This is a genomic window from Reyranella sp., from assembly GCF_004297405.1.
Taxonomy (GTDB): domain Bacteria; phylum Pseudomonadota; class Alphaproteobacteria; order Reyranellales; family Reyranellaceae; genus Reyranella.
This window is the reverse complement of sequence record NZ_SCVC01000030.1, coordinates 225528-247488: the sequence shown is the minus strand read 5'-3', so window position 1 is coordinate 247488 and position 21961 is coordinate 225528. Positions and strand designations below refer to the sequence as shown.

Below are 21961 nucleotides of genomic sequence, written 5' to 3'. Positions count from 1 at the left end.
CCCGGTCTGTTGGTTTTCTGGACTTGGCTGGCAGGCGCACGCTACAAGGCCCGCATGCAAAGCGTCAGCGAAATCCGCCGTACTTTCCTAGAGTACTTCCGCAAAAACGGCCACGAGGTCGTGGACTCGAGCCCGCTCGTCCCGCGCAACGACCCGACGCTGATGTTCACCAACGCCGGCATGGTGCAGTTCAAGAACGTCTTCACCGGACTGGAGACGCGGAACTACAGCCGCGCCGTGACCTCGCAGAAGTGCGTTCGCGCCGGCGGCAAGCACAACGACCTTGAAAACGTCGGCTACACCGCCCGCCACCACACGTTCTTCGAGATGCTGGGCAACTTCTCGTTCGGCGACTATTTCAAGGAAAACGCGATCGAGCTGGCCTGGAACCTGCTGACCAAGGATTACGGCCTGCCCAAGGACCGTCTGCTGGTCACGGTGTTCCACACCGACGACGAGGCGGCGGCTTACTGGAAGAAAATCGCGGGCCTGTCCGACGACCGCATCATCCGCATCCCGACCTCGGACAATTTCTGGGCGATGGGCGACACCGGCCCCTGCGGCCCCTGCTCGGAGATCTTCTTCGATCACGGCGAGGGTATCCCCGGCGGCCCGCCGGGTAGCCCCGACCAGGACGGTGATCGGTTCATCGAGATCTGGAACCTGGTCTTCATGCAGTTCGAGCAGGTGACCAAGGAAGAGCGCGTCGCGCTGCCCAAGCCCTCGATCGACACCGGCATGGGCCTGGAGCGGCTGGCGACGGTCCTTCAGCACAAGCACAACAACTACGACATCGACCTCTTCCGCGCGCTGATCGAAGCGGTGGCGCACGAGACCGGCGTCGATCCCGACGGCCCGCAGTCGGCGTCACACAAGGTGATCGCCGACCATCTGCGCGCCACCTCGTTCCTGATTGCCGACGGCGTGCTGCCGTCCAACGAAGGCCGCGGCTACGTGCTGCGCCGGATCATGCGCCGCGCGATGCGCCATGCGCACATCCTCGGCGCGCAGGATCCCGTGGTCTACAAGCTGGTGCCGACCCTGGTGCACGAGATGGGCGATGCCTATCCCGAGCTCGGCCGCGCGCAGCCGCTGATCACCGAGACGCTGAAGCTCGAAGAGACGCGCTTCAAAAAGACGCTCGGCACCGGCCTCAAGCTGCTCGAGGACGAGACCAAGGGCCTGAGCGCCGGCGGCACCTTGAAGGGCGAAGTCGCCTTCAAGCTCTACGACACGTTCGGCTTCCCGCTCGATCTCACGCAGGACGTGCTGCGCGCGCGCAACATCGCCGTCGACACGGATGGCTTCGAGAAGTCGATGGACGAGCAGCGCGCCAAGGCGCGCGCGGCGTGGGCGGGTTCGGGCGAGACCGCGGACCAGGCGATCTGGTTCGACGTGCGCCAGAAGGCGGGCGCCACCGAGTTCCTGGGCTACGACACCGAGCGCGCCGAGGGCCAGATCAAAGCGATCCTGCTCGACGGCAAGGAAGTCTCCTCGCTCAAGGCCAACCAGACGGGCTGGATCATTACCAACCAGACGCCGTTCTACGCCGAGTCCGGCGGCCAGCAGGGCGATCAGGGCCAGCTCGTGAGCGGCGCCAACCAGGGCGACGTGCTCGACGTCCAGAAGATGGTGGGCGATCTCCATGCCCATCACACCAAGGTCGCGAAGGGCGAGCTGAAGGTCGGCGACGATCTCGTGATGACCGTCGATCCGGTCCGCCGTGCGCAGTTGCGCGCGCACCATTCGGCGACGCATCTGCTGCACGAGGCGCTGCGCCGTCATCTCGGCGAGCATGTGACGCAGAAGGGCTCGCTGGTCGCGCCCGACCGGCTGCGCTTCGACATCAGCCACACCAAGGCGATTTCGGCCGAGGAGCTGAAGCGCATCGAGGACGAGGTCAACGACCGCATCCGCCACAATTCGGCGGTGATGACGCGGCTGATGACGCCGGAAGAGGCGATCGCGGCCGGCGCCATGGCGCTGTTCGGCGAGAAGTACGGCGAGGAAGTGCGCGTGCTCTCGATGGGCAGCGACGAGGGCGGCGACAAGTACTCGGTCGAACTGTGCGGCGGCACCCATGCGCGGCGCACCGGCGATATCGGCCTGTTCAAGATCGTGGGCGAGGGTGCGGTCTCTGCCGGCGTCCGGCGCATCGAAGCTCTGGCCGGTCATGCGGCCGAGGCGCATGTCCGCCATCAGGCCGAGCTTCTGGCCGAGGCGGCGGCAACCCTGAAGGTGCGGGCCGAGGATTTGCCGGCGCGTCTCGCGGCGCTGGTCGATGGCCAACGCAAGATCGAGCGTGAGCTGGCGGAGGCGCGCAAGGCGCTGGCGCTCGCCGGTGCTGGCGGTTCGGGCGGTGGCAATGCGGCCGACGAGGTGCGCGATGTCGGCGGCGTGAAGCTGATCGGCCGCGTGCTGAACGGCGTGCCGGGCAAGGACCTCAAGGGCATGGCCGACGAGTTCAAGAAGAAGCTGGGCTCGGGCGTCGTGGCGCTGATCGGCGTCGAGGACGGCAAGGCTTCGGCCGTGGTCGGCGTGACCGACGATCTGTCGAAGAACTACAGCGCGGTCGAGCTGGTGAAGGCCGGCGTCGCGGCGCTGGGCGGCAAGGGCGGCGGCGGCCGTCCCGACATGGCGCAGGGCGGCGGCCCCGACGCGGCGAAGGCACCCGAGGCGCTGAAAGCGATCGAGGCCGCGCTGGCGGGGGTCAAGTGAAGCGCGCGCTCGTCGTTTTTGCGGCGGGCCTGCTGGCGGCGGGCTGCGCGCCGACGTCCTTCACAAAGGACGGCAAGCAGGACGCCACCATGGCCGAGCAGTATGCGCGCGACGAAGGACAGTGCCGCGCGCAGGCGAAGAATGTTGCGGGCAACGAGCGCAATATCGAGGACCAGCGTCGCGCCGTCTTCTCCGGCGAGCGCGATCGCTTCGGCCAGCAGGACCTCTACCGGACGATGGATCAGCAGGGCTACCAGAACAACGTCGACCGGATGGTGGCGCGCTGCATGGAAGCGCGCGGCTGGACGCCGAAGAAGACCGGTCCGATCCAGATGCCCAAGCTGAGCTGGTAAGACCGTGCCGGGACTAGGGCAGGGACAAGGGCTAGGTCCGCTGGACTATGTCCTGCTGTTCGTCGCGTGCGGCGCGGCGACCATTCCGCTGACCCTCATCGTGATCCGCGCCATCGCCGGCCCGTCCTGGGCCGACCGGCTCGACAAGGCGCTCTCCTGGTCGATGACCGGCTGGATCCTGGGCGTGATGGTCTTCTACGCCGGCATGGTCCTGCTCGAACGCCAGCGTCCCTGCGAGATGCAGCGCACCAACCAGATCACGCAGGCCTGCAAGGACTACTTCGACTCCCTGCCGCGCTGAGCGGGCTGGAGGGCGTTGGCGCCGTCGTCACGGCGCGTAGCGGGTAAAGACGAAATCATGTCCCTTCACCCGGGCTTCGTGACAGGCGAAGCACGTCTCGTGCTGCGCCATGTCGACCGGCTGGCCGGCGATGAAACGACCGAAACCCCAGCCTCCGGTGCTCGCGTATTTCTTCGAGTCCTTGACCATGACCTGGACTGTCGTTGCAGCGCCGGGAACGGAGGCGGGTTCGAACTCGGGCGATTGAACATGCTTCCAGGCGAGTTTCACGAGCACGGTGCCGTCAGGGAAAGGCAACTTTCCGTCACGATAAGCCTTGATCGCCGTTGTATTGCCGAGGACGGCCCGCAACTCGTTCAAAGGCTCGCCTTCCTGGGCCGGTGCGATCAGCTCCCATTGGCGATAGCCGTCCGGGATCGTGACGCCGTAGATCGGCGAGGCGCGATCTGTCTTCGCCGTGGCTTCCACAACGAGCAGTCCGGCGGTCGTCGCAAGGGCCAAGGCCGCAGAGGCCAGGGCAAGACGGGTCGAGGTCATCGGCTGTTTCCTTTCGCGACGATCAAGCGTCGTGACGTTTATAGGCGGTCGGCGTCGATGACAGCCTGTGCGAAGGCACTAGGCGCCTCCTGCGGAAGGTTATGCCCGACGCCTCCGGTGATGGTCCGGTGGGCGTACTTGCCGGTGAACTTCTTCGCATAGGCACTGGGATCGGGATGCGGCGCGCCATTGGCGTCGCCCTCGAGCGTGATGGTCGGCACGGAGATCACGGGACCCGCCGCGAGTCGCTTCTCCAGTTCGTCGAACTTCTGCTCGCCCTCGGCCAGGTCGAGCCGCCAGCGATAGTTGTTGATCACGATGGAGACGTGATCGGGATTGTCGAAGGCTGCCGCCGTGCGGTCGAACGTGGCGTCGTCGAAGCGCCACTTCGGCGATGCGAGCTGCCAGATCAGCTTGGAGAATTCGCGGCGATACTTGTCGTAGCCGGCGCGGCCTCGTTCGGTGGCGAAGTAGAACTGGTACCACCATTCGAGCTCGGCCTTGGGCGGGAGCGGCATCTTGTTGGCGGCCTGGCTGCCGATCAGATAGCCGCTCACGGAAACCATGGCCTTGCATCGTTCGGGCCACAGTGCCGCGATGATGTTGGCCGTGCGGGCGCCCCAATCGCAGCCGCCGATCGTGGCACGTTCGATCTTCAGCGCATCCATGAAGGCGACGATATCCGTGGCGATCGCGGCCTGCTGACCGTTGCGGGGAGTCTTGTCGGACAGGAACGTCGTCGTGCCGTAACCGCGGAGAAACGGCACGAGCACCCGGTAGCCCGCCGATGCCAGCAACGGCGCGACATCGACGTAGGTGTGAATGTCGTAGGGCCAGCCGTGGAGGAGGACGACCACGGGCCCATTGGCGGGGCCGGCTTCTGCATATCCGACCTTCAGGACGCCGGCATCGATCTGCTTCAACGGTCCGAACGAGGCCGCCACCCGGTCTCCGACCTGTGCGCTCGCCGTTCCGATCCTGCCGAGTTGAGATGCGAAGACGCCCAACGCTGCGGCGCCCAACAGGCGACGGCGGGAATAGTCGACGGCGGTCGATGTATCGGCGGTGTTCATGCGTAAATCTCCTGACGCGTAGGCCGACCCGAGCGGGTCTTGTCGAGGCGAGATAAAGCACGAAGGACTCGCTCGCGCTTTGAGAGAGCGTGGATTTTCTCTTCAGATGGTCGTGATTTTTCCGGCAGAGGGGCCGTGATAGGTTCGCGTCTCTGCCGCAATTTTGACCAGTGGGGCCCCCGGTTGATCTACCGGTTCGACGATCTTGTCCTTGATCCGCAACGGAGAGAATTGCGCCGGGGAGACAGTCTTGTTGCGGTGGAGCCACAGGTATTCGACCTGCTGGAATTTCTCGTCCGCGCGCGGGAGCGGGTGGTCAGCCGCGACGATCTCCTCGCGGCCGTCTGGCAAGGCCGCATCGTCTCCGAAGCGACGCTCAGCAGCCGTGTGAACGCGGCGCGCACTGCCATTGGCGACAGCGGCGAGGAGCAGCGCCTGATCCGGACTTTTCCGCGCAAGGGATTCCGCTTCGTCGGCACTGTGCGGGAGGCGGCCGACGTTCCTGCCGGGCTGGAACTCCCGACGACCCCGGCAAAGGCAGACTTCGAAGGGCCGTCGATTGCCGTCCTTCCCTTCACGAACATGAGTGGTGATCCGGAGCAGGACTATTTCGCCGATGGGATGGCCGAGGAGATCATCACGGCCTTGTCGCGCTGCAGTGGCCTGTTCGTCATCGCGCGCAATTCGACGTTTACCTACAAGGGCAAGGCCGTCGACATCCGTAGTGTCGGACAGGAGCTTGACGTCGGCTATGTGCTGGAAGGCAGCGTTCGTCGGGGCGGCGAACGGCTGCGGATCACTGGACAGCTCATCGACGCATCCTCAGGCGCCCATCTCTGGGCGGATCGTTTCGACGGTGACCTCGAGGACGTCTTCGAGCTTCAGGATCGTATCACCGAAAGTGTCGTGGCAGCGATCGAGCCCGCCTTGCTGCTTGCCGAGATCGAACGGCGCAAGCGCAGCCGGCCGGACAAGCTCAACGCCTACGATCTTCTGCTGCGGGCCTATGGGCTGGAGAACGAGTTCACCGCCGAGAGCATGACGGCGGCGCTGGAGTGCCTCGACCAAGCGCTGGCGATCGAACCAACTTATGCGCCGGCGATGGCTGCTGCCGCCTATTGCCACGCGCAGTGTCACTTCCAGGGATGGGTCCCGCTGGATGAGACGCATCGCCTGAAAGGCATGAAGCTCGCCTGGCGCGCGGTCGAGCTGGCGCCAAACGATGCGCAGGTCCTGTGGATGGCGGCCTTTGCCGTCTGGAACCTGGCGCCAGAAATAAGCGAGGCCCCGCGGGAGCTGTTCAACCGTTCCCTCGCGATCAATCCCAACTCGGCCATGGCCCTGACCCTGGGCGGGTGGATCGAAACGATGCGCGGCAACCTCGATGCGGGCCGCGGAATGATCGAGCGTGCACGACGGCTGAACCCGCTCGATCCGCGTGGCTGGTTCATGTCGGGTGCCATGGCCATCACGGCCATCGTCGACGAGGACTATGTCGAAGCCATTGCCTGGGCGGAAAAGGCTCTCGTGCAGAACCGGCGCTTCGCCGTCGCGCTTCGCGTCCTGGCGGTGGCCCTTGTGAAGATCGGCAAGCACGATCTCGCCGCCGATATCGTTCGCGAACTGCTGGTGATTGAGCCCGAGCTGACGATTTCGCGGTTCTTCAGCAGGATTCCGGTACCCCTCGAATCGATGGCGAGAGCCTATGTCGAAGCGTTGAGAGCCGCCGGATTGCCCGAGTAGGGGTGCGGACGTCGGAGTGGCGCATTTGTGAAGGGACGCCTCTGGAGCGGTGCGCTTGCAGCGCTTAGACTCCCCGCCATGTACAGAGTCGGGCTTCTTGCCACAGCGTTAGCCGTCGCAACGCCAGCCCTCGCCGATGAACCCTGCCGTGCGCGAGCGTCGATGGCGTGGGCGCGGGCAGGTGCGGGCTATCTCGTCGAAGCCGTGGCCGATGGGCCGACCTGCCAGAAGGCGGTGATCGTCCATGTCGTGCGTCGTCCCGATGGCGCGCCGGTGTGGAGCGACGTCGTGCTGGCGGAATGGCGCTTCCCCGACGACGCGCCGCGTGACGGTGCCGCGATGGAGAAGGCGCTGGCGCAGATGCTGGTCGAAGGCTTGCGCAGCATCACCGGCAGCGAGCAGTTGCCCGAGTGGAAGCAGGGTGAGGAGGGCGCGCTGCGTCGCGGCGACACCGTCTGGTACGCCGAGACCGGCGTGGAGCGCGCTGCGTGGAATGCCCTGCGCATGGCGAAGCGGCCGGTCTTCACCTATCTGCAGGGAACGGAGAGCATCGGCGTTCTCGTCCTGGCCCTCGATGGGTCGGTCACTAAGGCGGGCTACTTTGTGCCGTGATGTTTCGGCCGTGATGTTTCAGGAGGTCGACATGCCTCGCAGGATTTCGACGACGATCATTCTTCTCCTACTGCCGCTCGCCTTCTTGCCGGGAGGTTGCGCCACCAAGGAGGAGCGCGAAGCCGTGTTCGACAATCGCCTGCGCGAGATGTCGGGCGCGCAGGAAGCCGGATTGCTGACCAGCATGGGCCGCATCCCCGACAACAGCTACCAGCTCGAGGATGGCAGCAAGGTGCTGCAATGGCGCTGGGACACGTCCTACATCGATCCCGGCATGCCGCCGCTCTACTACGGCCGTTTCGGCGGTTGGGGATACGGCTGGGGCGGTGGGATGTGGATGCCGATGGGTGGTTTCCCACCGACCCTGGTCCGCCAGGGCTGCATCGTCGAATGGACGATGGTTGGCGGTTCGGCGAAGGGCTATCGCTGGCAGGGCGCCGGCTGCGCCAAGGTCTCGCCTTAGCGCGAGCCGCTGCTAGCTTTCGTTCTGACTCTGGTTCTGTTCCTTGCGCATGCGTTCGGCCAGCGCGCTCACGAGTTCTTCGTAGGTCGGCGCGTCCGTCAGGGAAGTGGCGCGTGGCAGGGTTTTGTAGCGCAGGCGGCCGTCAGGGGTGAGCTGCAGGCGATCACCTTCCATCTCGACCAGCGACAGAGTCTTCAGCCGCACCAGATCGCGCTGCGACAGATCCCTGGCGCATGAAATCCCGAGCGCGACACGGCGCAAGGTGATCTCCTCGTTTGGACTAAGTGGTGCGTTCAGGCTGCGCGACATTCATCCTCCCCGGCGATCACTTCTCCATCTTTCGCCTGGGCCAGCAAGGCAAACAGCCAGCAGGCGCGCTGCGGTTACCCGGGTTCGCGTTGCGGTCGAACAATATGCAGAACGATCGCAATCAATAGAGCCCGACAGGGCAGCGATTTTCATTCGCAACCGACAAGCCGTGCGGTTCCCATTGGAGCTGTGACCTAACTGTGACCAGCCGGCCACAGGAGGAATTTCTTCGCACGCGAGCGGTAAGAATCCTGCCTCTTGCCCCATTTCCTGCGTTGAGTGGGGTGAAGTGGAGTTGATCATGAAGATGGTGGCGATTGCTCTGGCGGTTTCGGTGTGTGCGCTGTTCGCGGCGCCCGCCTTTGCCGACAAGGATAAAGACAAGGACAACGGCCGCGGTCAGGGCCAAAGCCAGGGCCAAGGTAAAGGCCAGGGCAAGGATCAGGGCCAAGGCCAAGGTCCGGCCAAAGACCAGGGGCCAGGCAAGGGCCAGGGCAACGCGCGGTCGGGCGGCGGTGGGCCGGCGCAGGTCAATGTCGTCGTCCAGGAGCGCGACCGTAATGCGGTCTACTCCTACTATCGTACCGAGTACGCCTCGGCGGGCTGCCCGCCGGGGCTGGCCAAGAAAAACAATGGTTGCCTGCCACCGGGTCAGGCGAAGAAAATGTGGGCAATGGGTCAGCCGCTGCCAGCCGGCATCGTCTACTATCCGCTGCCCGGCGTGTTGCTGACGCAACTGACGCCCGCCCCCTCGGGTTACGAATATGTACGTGTAGCCAACGACATTCTGCTGATGGCGATCGGCACGCGCATGATTGCGGGAGCGATCGCGGACCTCAGCAGTCTTTGACGGCGAGGGTGCCATGAAACGGGCAATGATTGCAGCGATGGGTGCGGTGCTGGTGGTGGCCGGCGTAGCGAGCGCGAGCGTCTTTTCGTCCGGCCCCGAAACACCGAAGCGTGTCACGACACTGCAGCCACAACCGCAGCGGCAGCCGCCACCGACGGTGACGTCGACGGCGGCGCCTGTCGCCGTGACCAAGATCTCCACCTCCACGCAACCGGAGATGCAGCGACCGCCGGTGCCGTTGCGGCATGCGCCGCGACCGCCGGTGCCGGTCAAGGAAGACAAGTCCGCCACCACGGTCGCGGACAAGGCTGGCGATAAATCGAGCGAGAAGACTGGCGACAAGGCCGTCGATACGGCGAGCGCGCCGCCCACCGAAGACCAGGAAGGCGCACGCTTCGCCAAGTCGGCGATCGAGCGCGACGGCTACAAGAACGTGAAGGTGGTCAGCAAGGCCGCCGATGGTTCGTGGCGCGGCCGTGCGCGGCGTGGACAGACCGAAGTCGGCGTGACGGTCGACGCCGCAGGCAACGTTCGCGTCGACTAGCGCGCATACTCACCACTTCGGCGGTGCGGTCCGCGGCCCACAGGCGGCCGCCATGCATGGTGCGTGGACAAACATTCCATTTGATCCCAGGCTGCGTGGGTCTGAGGGAGAGTGGAATGATCGTGCGTTCTGCGCTTGGTGTTCTTGCTGCGGTTCTGGTTGTCGGAGTGGTTGGTCAGGCCAAGGCAGACGAGAAAGTTCTTCGGGCCATGGCTTCATTGATTTCGGTGGCTCCACCCTCTCAGCCGCTACCCGGCACTATCGTCAACGGCAGCCTGCTGATCGAAAATCGGTCGGACAAACTATCGTTCGTCGGCGTATTCGCTCCCGGGCCTGGTCTGTGCATCATCCGTTTCCAGGGTCTCAGGCAATTGCCGAAAGACTGGGCGGAATCCACCACCCTTTCGTTCGATTTCACGAAGATCAAGCAGGTGCGTTGGCTGTCGGCCACGGACGATCGTGCCTCTGCATCATCCCGGCCTATGGACGATCCCGAAGTGCGCACCGTTGCGATTGATGCAGAAACGCCCTGGCTGTGCCGCGACGTCGTCCATCTCGAGACGGCCAAGCCGGCGTTTCAATCGACCTGCTACAAGACATGGACGGTTGCGGTGCCGACACCCGCAGACAGGGCTGCTGCCGCGAAGACAATCGAGCTTGTCGAGAAATCCTGCGTCGCCGCAAAGCGATAATGCGGTAGCGACAGCGTGGCTCGATTCACCGAAGGCCGACCGTAGAAGTCATGCGCAACCCACGTCGTAAAGCCATCATCTTCGCCACTCTGGCCCTGTCGGGCGCCGCGCTGCTCTGGTTCGGCGTGCAGCGGGAAAACACCGCGGGACGCGACGACATATCGGACGTCATGTCAGCGGTCGGGTTTGCCACCCTTGTCTGTTCCACTCTGTACCTGTTGTTGAGAGTCCTGCCCACAGCACTCGGCAGGGCGCGCCTTCAGGCCGGAGTCGGCAGGATCACGCAATGGCAGGTGAGCGCTGCCGACTGGGACAAGTTCCGCGCGCTCGATGCCGAGCGGGCAGGGACGGACCCGATGTTCCTCGCCAACGATCTCTGGATACGCAGGCAGACGCCACCCGAGGGTGTGGAGATCACCGTTGGCAAGAAGGCATTGATCGTCGATGGCTCCTATCACCCGCTGCGCATGAACGGCATCCCCGAGCTGCGCAGCATCGGCTGGCTCGACAATGCACCCCGGCCCGGCCGCCCTCCGGACTGCCTCGAATTCCTGCTCGCCTATCCGGCGGGCCGCTACGGCGGCGTCCGCTATACCTGTCTGCGCGTGCCGGTACCGGAGGCTGCGCGGGCACAGGGTTTGTCGGCCTATCGCCACTTCGCGCCGGCGCTCGAAAAGCGGCGCGCCAAGGGCGCCATCGCGCTGCGCAACCCGCGCCGCACCTATCAAATCACGGCAGCTCTTTTCGGGGTCGGTCTTGTCGCCGCCGTCGCGGGCGCGGTCATGATAGCGATCGCTCGGAGCCAAGGGGAATATGCCGGCATGATCGCGGGCTTCCTGACGCTGGGCGGCACCTTCGTCGCGATTCCCTCCGCCCTGGTCGGCGGCATGACGTTCCTGCTGCGGTGGAAGGAAGGAAAAGAGAGCCAACGCCGCGCGAACCATCGCACGAGAAAATAATCTGATGCGTAATCCGGCACGTAAGCTTGGCTATGCGCTGATCGCTCTCTGCACAGGTGGATTGCTGTTCTGGCTGGCGATCTCCGAGCGGCTGGGGCCGGAAGAGTCCGCGCCTACGATGGGCGCCGGTGTGATCGGCTTTACCCTGCTTCTGGCGTCCGCGTACTTCGTTCCGGTGTCGCTGCTGGCGGCGCGGGGCCGGGCGCGCTTGCTGGCGGGCACGGATGTCGTCGCCCGCTGGCCCGTGGGCGCAGCCGACTGGGAACGTTACTGCGCGGGCACCCGGACATGGTCCCGTTTCACACCGCGCCGTCGCCGAGACCACGCTGCAGGCGTCGAGATCATCGCCGGCAAGCGAAGCGTGCTGATCGATGATTGCTACTTTCGCCTCGATCCGGGGAAAAGGACTGGCATGCTGAATGCCGAGTGGGGGGCGAGAACGAGTCCGGCCTGCATCGTCATCACCATCGGCGTCGTCAGCCGGGTGGCGAGCACCGGCAGCTACAGTACCAAACGTTCGCGCCTGCTGTTGCCGGTTCCCGCCTCGGCCATGGAGGCAGGCGACCGGGTGCTGCGCCATTACCAACGCGCCATTGCCGGTGTTGAAGACCTCGGCGATCTGGCGCGGCATTCGCCGGTGCTCGTGTGGCGGATATTCTGGGGCCTCCTCGCGGCCTCCCTGATCGTGGCGACAGTCGGCTTGTCGCTGCACCTCTCGGGCACGAAGGGCAACGTTCCCGCGGGTTTGGCGATCGGCGGCCTGTTGACCGCTGTCGGCGTCCTCATCGTCGGCTGGTTCCACCTGCCCCGGCGGCTGAAGGCGGGCTCGGCAAGCAGAGCGTCCAGGAGGCGCTGATGCCGGCGCAGAACGCGCCGGAACCAAAAATCTAGGAAACTTTGCGCGGTGGGAGCTCCACGTCGCCGGCCAGAACATCCGACACTGAGGCCTCGATCAGATCGCCGATCACGTCGTTGCCCTGTGTGAGGCCTTCGACGACGGTTTCGTGTTCGATCGACGCCACCGCAGCAAGGCGATGGCCGTCCTCGTAGACCCAGGTGGTCCACTCCGCATCGTCGTCGAACACGACCCGTATCTCGAGGGTGCGCTCGTTGAAGGTGAAGCTCTTGCGGCGTGATTTCAGAGAACCCATGCGGCGGACAGCATGCCACCCGCCGCCGGGCGCCGGCTACGGCTGTTCTGCAATCGATTGCAGGGGGGCCGCCTGCGCGGGGGCCAACGGTGCCGGGGGCGCAGCCTGCATGACAGGCGCGGCCTGCACGGTCGTCGGGCTGGTGCGCCCGCGGCTCGCATAACGCACCGCCCTGAACTCGGAATCCTGCTGGATGGCCGCCGAGACCATGGCATCGCGATGGGGGTTGGTAACGCTGTCGAGCTTCTTCGTCTGCGTCCGGCAGCCCGCGGCGGCGGTCGGTGCGTCGGCGCCGTTAATGTTCACCTGGGCCTCCAGGCAAGCATCTCTGTCCTTGTAGGCCTTGTTGATGGCCTGGTTGGTCAGGCTCTCGGCGCCGAAGGGCGCAAGATCGTAGCCGGCGCAGGCCGACAGGCCGAAGCCCAGCAGACCCGCCGCCAAAACAGAGTACCGAACGGTTGCCATCAAAAGTCCTTCTGGCGAAAAGCCAAAGCCGGAAAGGGCCTACAGCAAGTAGGCCCATCAATCCACACCAAATCCGCGCGGCGGTTTCGAGGCAAGACGATAGCTATGTCATGAAATCTAGGGAGTTACGCCCAATTCCTCACGTTTGAGGTGCTGGGCGCGCCTCCGGCAATTACTCCGCTGCCGCCTTCATCGCCTCGGGATTGCGCCACTGGGCCAGCAGCTTGGCTTCCTTGCGCTGGCCAGGAGGAACAATTCGGTGCAGCGGTGCCCCGCCGGTCCGGGATCGATCGACATCACCCGAGCGTCCAGACCGCCGGCCACGTCAACCGGCTGGAGTGCGAGGGTTGTATCGAAAGCTACTATGCCCTGTTCGGACGCGAGCGGATCGAGCTACGCCTTAGCGTCTTGGTCGGCGTGAAGATCAACGGCCACGCCAACGATCGCGCGACGGCCTTCGAGGACGAGGTCGTCGCGTTTCCCGAGGTCATCGCCTGTCAGATGATCTCCGGCGAGGCCGACTATCTGCTGGAAGTCATCGTGCCCAACCTCCACCACTGACACCGCTTCCTGGTCGGCAAGCTCCTGAACCTGCCGCTGGTCCGTGAGGTCCGCGGCAGCATTGCGATCCAGACGTTGAAGTCCGGCGCGCCGTTACCGCTGGGACACTTGGCGCATGAGCATGCCTCATGGAAAGTCGTTATGAGAAATACCAGGAGGAAATAGCGCTCAGGCGACACGTCAATCTTGGCCTACTATCCCCAGCTGCGTGCATTGGAATGCAGCATGCTACCGTACATAGTATTCTAGCTTGTAAGGAGAGGATGGTAAGCCGCAAATGATAGCATTGGTGTTTGCAACCTACGTGTCCACCAAGCTTCATTTTCCCTGATGAGTTCTCAATGGACGATCGCGCAAGCCTGCGTGTGGATTGCGACCAGGGATGAGCGTCTAGTCAATGCGGTAGACGCAAGGGACTTGCTTGCTAATGCCGAGGACTTCGTCGCTGCGCGAACATTGCCGCCACTTGATGAGACGGAAGTAGGTGACAAGAAGACGCCAACGCCGGTTGCCGATGCTTGCGTTGCTCTTCTGGAAGCCTGTCAGGCTGCTGCTATCGTTGTCTATGGGCGTCGGCGTGGCGTAGCGCCAATTGTCATCGTGCCAGGCGATGACTGGGTTAATTTGGAGATTCGTGACGACGCCTCAAGGGGAGTTGTCGCGGCGTCGTCTGAAGATCGTAGTCTCACGTCCCAATGGTGGGACAACCTTCTCCTGCTGGCTGATGCTGTCGTTCGCCACTGGGCGCTGCCCCGGCGTCGTCGGTCAGCCAATGTCTATGCTCAGGATTGGCGGCCAGACAGAGTAGGCGATGCAGTCTGGGCAGAGCGACGGCAGCGCAAAGTCCAACACGAACCGCCGATGCAGTTGCGCCTCGACGAGGATGGGCTGCTCGATGCCGTCGAAGTCACTCTTGTCGAAGCAGTCACTTGGTGTGCCTTTGGTAAAGCCATTCCAACAGTTGGGTGGATGGTCGGCGAAACTATCAAGCGATCCGATGAAGATTACGCGATAGCAAGAAACTCCTATGCCGATTCACTCTATGGCTTCAGAGAAGCCGATCGCAGAGTAAGAGCTACTGAAGCTAGGTTTCGTTCATCTGAGCTGACTAGTTTGCGGGGCTACGCCGCGCAAGATGCAGTTGAGAGGCGGAATGCAATGCAGCGGGCTCTCGCGGCGTTCGCGAAACAAGCGTCGTGGCGTCAGCTGATTGTTCAAACATGTGAAGACTTCAGGCAGGCGCATGATATCCCCACGAGCGACGCGGGATTCATTAATCGTCTTGCTGATCAATGGGAGCTGAAGCTCCTTCAGGCATTTCAGCGGGGACAATTGCAATGCTTGGGAAGAAGAGACGGTAGTATTCTTGAATGGGAGGCTCTTCCGAAGGAGTGCTTTCGACTTCCGCTGACTATTCAATTAGCCAAGAATAATTTCGGTATCTCCGATCATGCTACCGACGAAGAACGCGCCCTAGTATCCGTGCACGTATCAAATTGGATCGATTTGCGAGTTGATGTTCAACAGCTTCGGGCGTGGCGGAGTGGAATAGGTATATCTGCGACGCCTCTCCCTAATTTTGAGTATGTCAACAAGGAGAGACTGGAAGCGCTGAGGCGTCTATCGGGTGACAAGTTTGATCTCAAAAAGCTCATTCGATTATGTGAGGAGCTAAATTCAAACTACAACGCTCAAAACTACCTTAGTACCGCGATCCTGTTGAGGGCAATTCTCGATCACGTTCCACCGCTGTTTGGCTACAAGGGATTTCAAGAAGTGACAGCTAACTATGCGGGCGAGCGCAGCTTCAAGGAAGCCATGACACACCTTAACGGTATGTCTCGAAAGATCGCAGATCAGCTATTGCACGGGGTCGCTCGTCGTAGTGACGCCCTGCCCAACGCAACACAGGTAAATTTTTCTCAAGGGCTCGACGTGCTGTTGGCTGAGATAGAGCGGTTGCTTGGCGAAGACGCTAATACGAATGACGGTTAGAACGTAGCGCTTACTCCGCTGCCGCCTTCATCGCCTCGGGATTGCGCCACTGGGCCAGCAGCTCGGCCTCCTTGCGTTTGGCCTTTACGAGGTTGGCGTCCTTGATGTGGCCGTAGCCGCGGATGTCGTCGGGGATCGCGGCCAGCCTGATCGCGAGCGCGTGGTTCTGCGGCGTGAGGCCGGCCAGTAGCTCGTCGATCAGCTTCTCGTAGTCGGCGATCAGGCGGCGCTCGGTCTTGCGCTCTTCGGTGCGGCCGAACGGATCGAAGGCGGTGCCGCGCAGGCCCTTGAGCTTCGCCAGCAGGCGGAACGCCGGCAGCATCCAGCTTCCGAACTCCTGCTTGATCAGGTGGCCGGTCTGCGGATCGCGTTGCGCAAACAGCGGCGGCGCGAGGTGGAACTTCAGCTTGTAGTCGCCCTCGAACTGCTGGCCGAGCCGGGCCTGGAACGCCGCCTCGCTGTAGAGCCGCGCGACTTCGTACTCGTCCTTGTAGGAGAGCAGCTTGGCGTAGTAGCGCGCCACGGCTTCGGCGAGGCCGGTCTTGCCGCCGCCCTTGAGCTGCTCGGCGACGCGGACCTTCTCGACAAGGGCGGCGTAGCGCTGGGCAAGGGCTGCGTTCTGGTAGCCGGTGAGATGCTTCGTCCGCGCCGCCACGATCTCTTCGAGCGTCGTGGAGAGGCGCGGCGCGAGGCGGACGACGTTGTTGCTGTCTTTCGGCGCGATCAGCAGTTCGACCGCGGCGCGGTCGGCGGCGGCGCGGCGGCCCCAGCGGAAGGCGGCGAGGTTCATCGCCACCGCCGCACCATTCAGCTCGATCGCCTGTTCGATCGCTTCGTGGCCGAGCGGCACCAGGCCCTTCTGATAGGCATAGCCCAGCACGAACATGTTGGTGGCGATCGAATCGCCCATCAGGCCCGTGGCGATGCCGGTGGCGTCAAGGAAGTCCACGGCATCGGCGCCGGCCGCGGCTTCGACCGAGAGCTTCAGCGTGTTGGCCGGGAAGGCGAGGTCGGGACGGCGCGTGAATTCGCCGGTGATGGTCTCGTGCGTGTTGACCACGGCCTTCGACAGGCCGGGCTCCAGCCGCGCCAGCGCATCGGCGCTGGCACTCACGACGAGGTCGCAGCCCAGCAGCAGGTTGGCGCCGCCTGCGCCCAACCGCATCGCATGCAGCACTTCGGGCGTGGCGCCGATGCGGACATGGCTGATCACCGCACCGCCTTTCTGCGCCATGCCGAGCTGGTCGAGCACGGTCGCGCCCTTGCCCTCGATATGCGCGGCCATGCCCATGATGGCGCCGATGGTGACGACGCCCGTGCCGCCGATGCCGGTGATCAGCACGCCATAGGGCTTCGCCTCGATCGAGGGGAGCGCCGGAGCGGGCGGCAATGCCGGTTCCGCTGCCGGCTCCGCGGTCTTCTTGGCCGCCACCTTGCCCTTGCGCAGGCTGCCGCCTTCGACCGTGACGAACGACGGGCAGAAGCCTTTTTGGCAGGAGAAGTCCTTATTACAGGACGACTGGTCGATGGCGCGCTTGCGGCCGAACTCGGTTTCCTGCGGCACGACCGAAAGACAGTTCGATTGCGTCGAGCAGTCGCCGCAGCCCTCGCACACGGCTTCGTTGATGAAGGCGCGGCGGTTGGGATCGGGGAAGGTGCCGCGCTTGCGGCGGCGGCGCTTCTCGGCGGCACAGGTCTGGTCGTAGATCAGGACCGAGACGCCCTTCCACTCGCGCAGGTCACGCTGCACTTCGTCGAGCTGGTCGCGGTGATGGAAGCTCACGCCCGGCGCCCAGTTCGTGCCCAGCGGATACTTGTCGGGATCGTCGCTCACCAGCGCGATGCGGCGCACGCCCTCGGCATGGACCTGCTGGCTGATCGTCCAGGGATGCACGTCGCCGTCGTGCGGCTGGCCGCCGGTCATTGCGACGGCGTCGTTGTAGAGGATCTTGTAGGTGATGTTGGTGTTGGTCGCGATGGCGTGGCGCAGCGCGAGATAGCCGGAATGGAAATAGGTGCCGTCGCCCAGGTTCTGGAAAACGTGCGGCATGTCGGTGAAGTGGCTGGCACCGACCCACGACGCACCCTCGGCGCCCATGTGCGTGAAGGTCTTGGTGTTGCGCTCCATGCCGATGGCCAGCGTATGGCAACCAATGCCGGCCATGCCCATCGAGCCGTCGGGCAGCTTGGTCGAGCTGTTGTGCGGGCAGCCGGAGCAGAAGTAGGGGACGCGCGCGAGGCCCGCCTCGTTGCGCACCTGCCGGGTGGCGCGGCGCTTCAACTGCTCGAAGCGTTCCTTCGTGGCGCCGCTGAAGGCATCGAAGCCGAAGCGTGCCACGATGACCGCGGCGATCTCGGACGGCGTCAGTTCACCTTCGAGCTTCAGGAGCTTTTGGCCGAGCTCGTCGACCTTGCCCACGACTACGGGGCGGCGGTCGGCGGGGGCATTGAACAGCGCGTTCTTGAGCTGCTGCTCGATGATCGGCTGCTTCTCCTCGATCACCAGGATCTCGCGCTTGCCCGCGGCGAAGGCCATCGCGCCTTCGGTCTCGAGCGGCCAGACCATGCCGACCTTGTAGACAGCGAGCCCGATGCGTTCGGCTTCGGCTTCGTCGATACCCAGCTCGTCGAGCGCCTGACGCACGTCGAGATAGGATTTGCCGACGGTCATGATGCCGAAGCGCGCGTCGGACCGGCCCATCATCAGCCGGTCGAGTTTGTTGGCGCGCCAGTAGGCGAGTGCCGCCGGCTGGCGGATGTTGACGACGCGGCGTTCCTGGCCAGCCCAGTCGTCGGGCCAGCGGATGTGCAGCCCGTCGGGCGGCAGCACGAAATCGCTCGGGATCTGCGTCACGATGCGGTGCGGATCGATATGGACCGAGGCGGAGGAATCGACCGTCTCGTTCAGCACCTTGAAGCCAATCCAGAGCCCCGAGTAGCGCGACATGGCGAAGGCATGCAGGCCGAAGTCGAGATACTCCTGCACCGACGCCGCGTGCAGCACCGGCATGCCGGCCGCGATCAGCGCCGGCTCGCTCTGGTGCGCCGTCGTCGAGGACTTGGCGATATGGTCGTCGCCCGCCAGCGCAATGACGCCGCCATGCTTGGAGGTGCCGGCATAGTTGGCGTGCTTCAGCGCATCGCCCGAACGATCGACGCCGGGGCCCTTGCCGTACCAGATGCCGAACACGCCATCGTAGCGCGCGCCGGGATAGAGATGGATCTGCTGCGTGCCCCACAGCGCCGTCGCGGCCAGGTCCTCGTTGGTGCCGGGCTGGAACTCGATGTGGTGCTTCTTGATGAACTTCTTGGCTTGCCACAGCGCCTGGTCGAAGGCGCCGAGCGGCGAGCCGCGATAGCCGGAGATGTAACCTGCGGTGTTGAGCCCGGCGGCGAGGTCGCGCTGTCGCTGCATCATCGGCAGGCGCACCAGTGCCTGCGTGCCGGTGAGATAGACGCGACCGCTTTCCAGAACGTACTTGTCGTCCAGGGTCACCGCTTGGGGCAAGGTAACCTCCCTGAATTCTTGGTCTCAGACTTCTTGTCGGCGAACGGTAACGAAACTTTCTTGGTCCCGCCAAGCCGGATCGCAGGCAGCCGTCAAAAAGACGTTTTCCGCTGGCCGCTCCCGCCTTTCGCGGCGAGCCGTTTCACGGTGTTAGGTTTAGGCGAAATGTTGTAAGCGTCCCCCCGCATGTCCGTTCTCGTCACAGGTGTCGCGGGTTTCATCGGCTCGCAGGTTGCGCAGCGTTTGCTGGCGCGTGGCGAGGCCGTGGTGGGCGTCGACAATTTCAGCCCGTACTACGATCCGGTCCTCAAGTTCGCGCGGCTGAAGCCGCTGCGCGAGACGGCGGGCTTCACCTTCCTCGACGCCGACGTGGCCGATCGCGACGCCATGGAGGCGCTGGCCGGCGCGCATCCGGAGGTCGACCGCATCGTGCATCTCGCGGCCCAGCCCGGCGTGCGGCATTCCAAGGTCGATCCCTATATCTACGTGCAGACCAACGTGATGGGCCAGCTCGTGATGCTGGAGCTGGCGCGCGGGTTGGGCGAGCGGCTGAAGCACTTCGTCTATGCTTCGTCCTCGTCGGTCTATGGCGGCAATTCCAAGCTGCCGTTTTCGGCTGGGGATCCGGTGAACCATCCCGAATCGCTCTACGCCGCCACCAAGCGCGCGGACGAGCTGATGGTCGAGACCTATGTGCATCAATACGGGATGCGCGCGACCGGCCTGCGCTACTTCACGGTCTACGGGCCGTGGGGCCGGCCCGACATGTCGCCGTACATCTTTGCCCGCGCGATCCACGAGGGGAAGACGATCCCGCTCTATCACATGGGCAAGATCAAGCGCGACTTCACCTATATCGACGAGATCGCGACCGGCACGATTGCTGCATTGGATCATCCGCCCGCAGACGCCGGGCATCGTCTCTACAATCTCGGCGCCACGCGCAGCGTGGACATCCGCCACGTCATCTCCCTGTTCGAGGCGGCGCTGGGCAAGTCGGCAAATATCGAACTCAAGCCCGGCGAAGCGGGTGACATGCAGGAAACGGCGGCCGACATCACCGCCACCACCCGCGACCTCGGCTGGTCCCCCAAGGTGACCGTAGAAGAGGGCATCCCGCTCTTCGTCGACTGGTTCAAGAGCTACAATCGACTTCAGGCGTGACCCCTCCGTCGTCGTATGACGACGACACCTCCCCATCTGAATGGGGAGGCGAATGCTCTTTTCCTCCCCATTCAGATGGGGAGGTGTCCGCGCAGCGGACGGAGGGGTCAAACGCCTCAGTTCCTTGACGTTGCCGCATTGCACCCCGATATCGGAGGGGATCAAGGAGTCTGAAATGAACGCTGTGCTGGGCGATCTGCCGACCTGGAACCTCGCCGATCTCTATTCGAGCCCGACCGGCACCGATCTCGACGCCGATCTGAAGCGGGCGGCGGACGAGGCAGTGGCCTTCGCCAAGGATTATGAAGGCAAGATTGCGGCACTCGACGGCAAGGCGCTGGGTGGGGCGATTGCGCGCTTCGAGCGCCTGTCCGACCTGATGGGCCGGATCGGCTCCTACGCCTCGCTCTATTATGCCCAGAACATGGCCGACCCCGAGCGCGGCCGCTTCTCGCAGAACATTTCGGAGAAGCTGACCGACATCGGCTCGCAGCTCGTCTTCTTCCGGCTGGAGATCAACAAGCTCGAAGACGCCGACCTCGCGGCCAAGATGAAGGCGCCGGAGCTTGCCAAGTATGCGCCGTGGCTGCGCGACCTGCGCGTCTATCGCCCGCACCAGCTCTCCGACGAACTCGAAAAGGCGCTGCACGAAAAGTACGTCGTCGGCCGCGCCGCCTGGTCGCGCCTGTTCGACGAGACCATTGCGCGGCTGCGCTATCCCTTTCGCAACGAGGTGCTGAGCGAGCCGCAGATCCTCGACAAGCTCTCGAACAAAGACCCCGAGATCCGCAAGGACGCCGCCAAGTCGTTCGGCAAGGTGCAGGGCGACAATATCGCGATCTTCTCGCTGGTGACGAACACGCTCGCCAAGGACAAGGAGATCGACGACCGCTGGCGCAAGTATGCGCGGCCGCAGTCGGCGATGAACCTCGCCAACGTCGTCGAGGACGAGGTGGTGGACGCGCTCGCCAAGTCGGTGAAGGCCGCCCACCCGAAGCTCGCGCACCGCTACTACAAGCTCAAGGCCAAGTGGTTCGGCGTCGAGACCATGCCCTATTGGGACCGCAACGCGCCGCTGCCCGAGCATGACGACCGCACGATCCCGTGGCCCGAGGCCGAGAAGATCGTGCTCGACGCCTATCGCGCCTTCTCGCCCGAACTGGCCGACGTGGGGCAGAAGTTCTTCGGCACGGGCTGGATCGACGCACCGGCGCGGCCGGGCAAGTCGCCGGGCGCTTTTGCCCATCCGACCGTGCCCTCGGCGCATCCCTATCTGCTGCTGAACTACCAGGGCAAGGTGCGGGACGTGATGACCTTGGCCCACGAGTTGGGCCATGGCGTGCATCAGGTGCTGGCGGCGGGGCAGGGTCCGCTGATGGCCGACACGCCACTGACGCTCGCTGAGACGGCGTCGGTGTTCGGCGAGATGCTGACCTTCCAGTCGCTGCTCAAGACCGCGCCCGACAAGGCCACGCGCAAGGCGATGCTGGCCGGCAAGGTCGAGGACATGCTGAACACTGTGGTGCGCCAGATCGCCTTCTACGATTTCGAATCGCGCCTGCACATGGCGCGCCGCGAGGGCGAGCTGACGCCCGATGCGATCGGCGAGATCTGGATGGCGGTGCAGAAGGAGAGCCTGGGCCCCGCCTTCACCTACGACGAGGAGTACAAATACTACTGGTCCTACATCGGCCACTTCATCCATTCGCCGTTCTATGTCTACGCCTACGCCTTCGGCGACTGCCTGGTGAACTCGCTCTATGCCGCCTACCAGGCCAAGCCCGAGGGCTTTCAGGCGAAGTATCTCGACATGCTGAAGGCAGGCGGCGTGAAGCGGCACAAGGAACTGCTGGCGCCCTTCGGCCTCGACGCCTCGGACCCGGCCTTCTGGGACAAGGGCCTGGGCGTCATCTCCGGCTTCGTCGATGAACTGGAAAAGTTGTGACGCCGGGGGCGCGCGACT

General features: G+C 64.1%; 21 protein-coding genes. 15 read left to right on the top strand and 6 right to left on the bottom strand.

Annotated features, from left to right (window positions below):
- Positions 1-54 precede the first annotated feature (54 nt).
- The 3 genes from alaS to EPO50_RS18810 are packed head-to-tail and all read left to right on the top strand — an operon-like array spanning position 55 to position 3372.
- On the top strand, positions 55-2718 hold the full coding sequence (gene alaS, locus EPO50_RS18820) for an alanine--tRNA ligase (protein ID WP_296346650.1): 2664 nt from the start codon (positions 55-57) through the stop codon (positions 2716-2718).
- Positions 2715-3071 carry a hypothetical protein gene (locus tag EPO50_RS18815; RefSeq protein ID WP_296346542.1) on the top strand — a complete coding sequence of 119 codons (357 nt, stop codon included), beginning with the start codon at positions 2715-2717 and terminating at the stop codon, positions 3069-3071. The genes alaS and EPO50_RS18815 overlap by 4 nt, the downstream gene beginning before the upstream one ends.
- A gap of 4 nt (positions 3072-3075) precedes the next feature.
- A complete protein-coding gene (locus EPO50_RS18810) occupies positions 3076-3372 on the top strand; it encodes a hypothetical protein (protein WP_296346541.1) in 297 nt (98 codons plus the stop codon).
- Between the two features lie 27 nt (positions 3373-3399).
- On the opposite strand, the gene EPO50_RS18805 is transcribed toward EPO50_RS18810, so the two are convergent.
- Both EPO50_RS18805 and EPO50_RS18800 read right to left on the bottom strand, forming a co-directional pair.
- Positions 3400-3909 carry a cytochrome P460 family protein gene (locus tag EPO50_RS18805; RefSeq protein WP_296346540.1) on the bottom strand — a complete coding sequence of 170 codons (510 nt, stop codon included), beginning with the start codon at positions 3907-3909 and terminating at the stop codon, positions 3400-3402.
- A gap of 38 nt (positions 3910-3947) precedes the next feature.
- The gene (locus EPO50_RS18800) at positions 3948-4982 is read right to left on the bottom strand and encodes an alpha/beta hydrolase (protein ID WP_296346539.1); all 1035 of its coding nucleotides are present in this window, start codon (positions 4980-4982) and stop codon (positions 3948-3950) included.
- A 183-nt stretch (positions 4983-5165) separates the two neighbouring features.
- Here EPO50_RS18800 and EPO50_RS18795 point away from each other — a divergent pair, with 183 nt between their 5' ends.
- The 3 genes from EPO50_RS18795 (at position 5166) to EPO50_RS18785 (ending at position 7800) form a co-directional block, all read left to right on the top strand.
- Complete coding sequence (locus EPO50_RS18795; protein ID WP_296346538.1) at positions 5166-6725, top strand: winged helix-turn-helix domain-containing protein; 1560 nt, start codon at positions 5166-5168, stop codon at positions 6723-6725.
- A 78-nt stretch (positions 6726-6803) separates the two neighbouring features.
- The gene (locus EPO50_RS18790; protein WP_296346537.1) at positions 6804-7337 is read left to right on the top strand and encodes a hypothetical protein; all 534 of its coding nucleotides are present in this window, start codon (positions 6804-6806) and stop codon (positions 7335-7337) included.
- 31 nt (positions 7338-7368) lie between these two features.
- Complete coding sequence (locus EPO50_RS18785; protein WP_296346536.1) at positions 7369-7800, top strand: hypothetical protein; 432 nt, start codon at positions 7369-7371, stop codon at positions 7798-7800.
- A 12-nt stretch (positions 7801-7812) separates the two neighbouring features.
- Here the strand turns inward: EPO50_RS18785 and EPO50_RS18780 are convergent, their stop codons facing one another.
- On the bottom strand, positions 7813-8109 hold the full coding sequence (locus tag EPO50_RS18780) for a hypothetical protein (RefSeq protein WP_296346535.1): 297 nt from the start codon (positions 8107-8109) through the stop codon (positions 7813-7815).
- Between the two features lie 301 nt (positions 8110-8410).
- Here EPO50_RS18780 and EPO50_RS18775 point away from each other — a divergent pair, with 301 nt between their 5' ends.
- From EPO50_RS18775 to EPO50_RS18755, 5 genes are all read left to right on the top strand, one after another.
- Entirely contained in the window at positions 8411-8959 is a 549-nt protein-coding gene (locus EPO50_RS18775; protein WP_296346534.1) for a hypothetical protein, read from the top strand.
- A 13-nt stretch (positions 8960-8972) separates the two neighbouring features.
- A complete protein-coding gene (locus tag EPO50_RS18770; RefSeq protein WP_296346533.1) occupies positions 8973-9503 on the top strand; it encodes a hypothetical protein in 531 nt (176 codons plus the stop codon).
- A gap of 116 nt (positions 9504-9619) precedes the next feature.
- The gene (locus EPO50_RS18765; RefSeq protein WP_296346532.1) at positions 9620-10195 is read left to right on the top strand and encodes a hypothetical protein; all 576 of its coding nucleotides are present in this window, start codon (positions 9620-9622) and stop codon (positions 10193-10195) included.
- Between the two features lie 50 nt (positions 10196-10245).
- On the top strand, positions 10246-11154 hold the full coding sequence (locus EPO50_RS18760) for a hypothetical protein (protein WP_296346531.1): 909 nt from the start codon (positions 10246-10248) through the stop codon (positions 11152-11154).
- A 4-nt stretch (positions 11155-11158) separates the two neighbouring features.
- A complete protein-coding gene (locus EPO50_RS18755; protein WP_296346530.1) occupies positions 11159-12010 on the top strand; it encodes a hypothetical protein in 852 nt (283 codons plus the stop codon).
- A gap of 31 nt (positions 12011-12041) precedes the next feature.
- Here the strand turns inward: EPO50_RS18755 and EPO50_RS18750 are convergent, their stop codons facing one another.
- Entirely contained in the window at positions 12042-12305 is a 264-nt protein-coding gene (locus EPO50_RS18750; RefSeq protein WP_296346529.1) for a hypothetical protein, read from the bottom strand.
- 36 nt (positions 12306-12341) lie between these two features.
- Positions 12342-12770 (bottom strand): hypothetical protein, encoded by a 429-nt coding sequence (locus EPO50_RS18745; RefSeq protein WP_296346528.1) that lies wholly within the window; start codon positions 12768-12770, stop codon positions 12342-12344.
- 267 nt (positions 12771-13037) lie between these two features.
- On the opposite strand from EPO50_RS18745, the gene EPO50_RS18740 reads away from it, so the two are divergent.
- A complete protein-coding gene (locus EPO50_RS18740; protein ID WP_296346527.1) occupies positions 13038-13331 on the top strand; it encodes an Lrp/AsnC ligand binding domain-containing protein in 294 nt (97 codons plus the stop codon).
- Positions 13332-13661: 330 nt separating this feature from the next.
- On the top strand, positions 13662-15326 hold the full coding sequence (locus tag EPO50_RS18735) for a hypothetical protein (protein WP_296346526.1): 1665 nt from the start codon (positions 13662-13664) through the stop codon (positions 15324-15326).
- Between the two features lie 10 nt (positions 15327-15336).
- On the opposite strand, the gene EPO50_RS18730 is transcribed toward EPO50_RS18735, so the two are convergent.
- Positions 15337-18834 (bottom strand): indolepyruvate ferredoxin oxidoreductase family protein, encoded by a 3498-nt coding sequence (locus tag EPO50_RS18730; RefSeq protein ID WP_296346525.1) that lies wholly within the window; start codon positions 18832-18834, stop codon positions 15337-15339.
- A gap of 186 nt (positions 18835-19020) precedes the next feature.
- Between EPO50_RS18730 and EPO50_RS18725 the strand changes: the two genes are divergently transcribed.
- Together EPO50_RS18725 and EPO50_RS18720 are read left to right on the top strand one after the other, a co-directional pair.
- Positions 19021-19998, top strand: a complete 978-nt coding sequence (locus EPO50_RS18725) for an NAD-dependent epimerase/dehydratase family protein (RefSeq protein ID WP_296346524.1) — start codon at positions 19021-19023, stop codon at positions 19996-19998.
- 175 nt (positions 19999-20173) lie between these two features.
- Positions 20174-21943, top strand: coding sequence for a M3 family oligoendopeptidase (locus EPO50_RS18720; protein ID WP_296346523.1), 1770 nt, complete (start codon positions 20174-20176; stop codon positions 21941-21943).
- Positions 21944-21961: the final 18 nt, after the last annotated feature.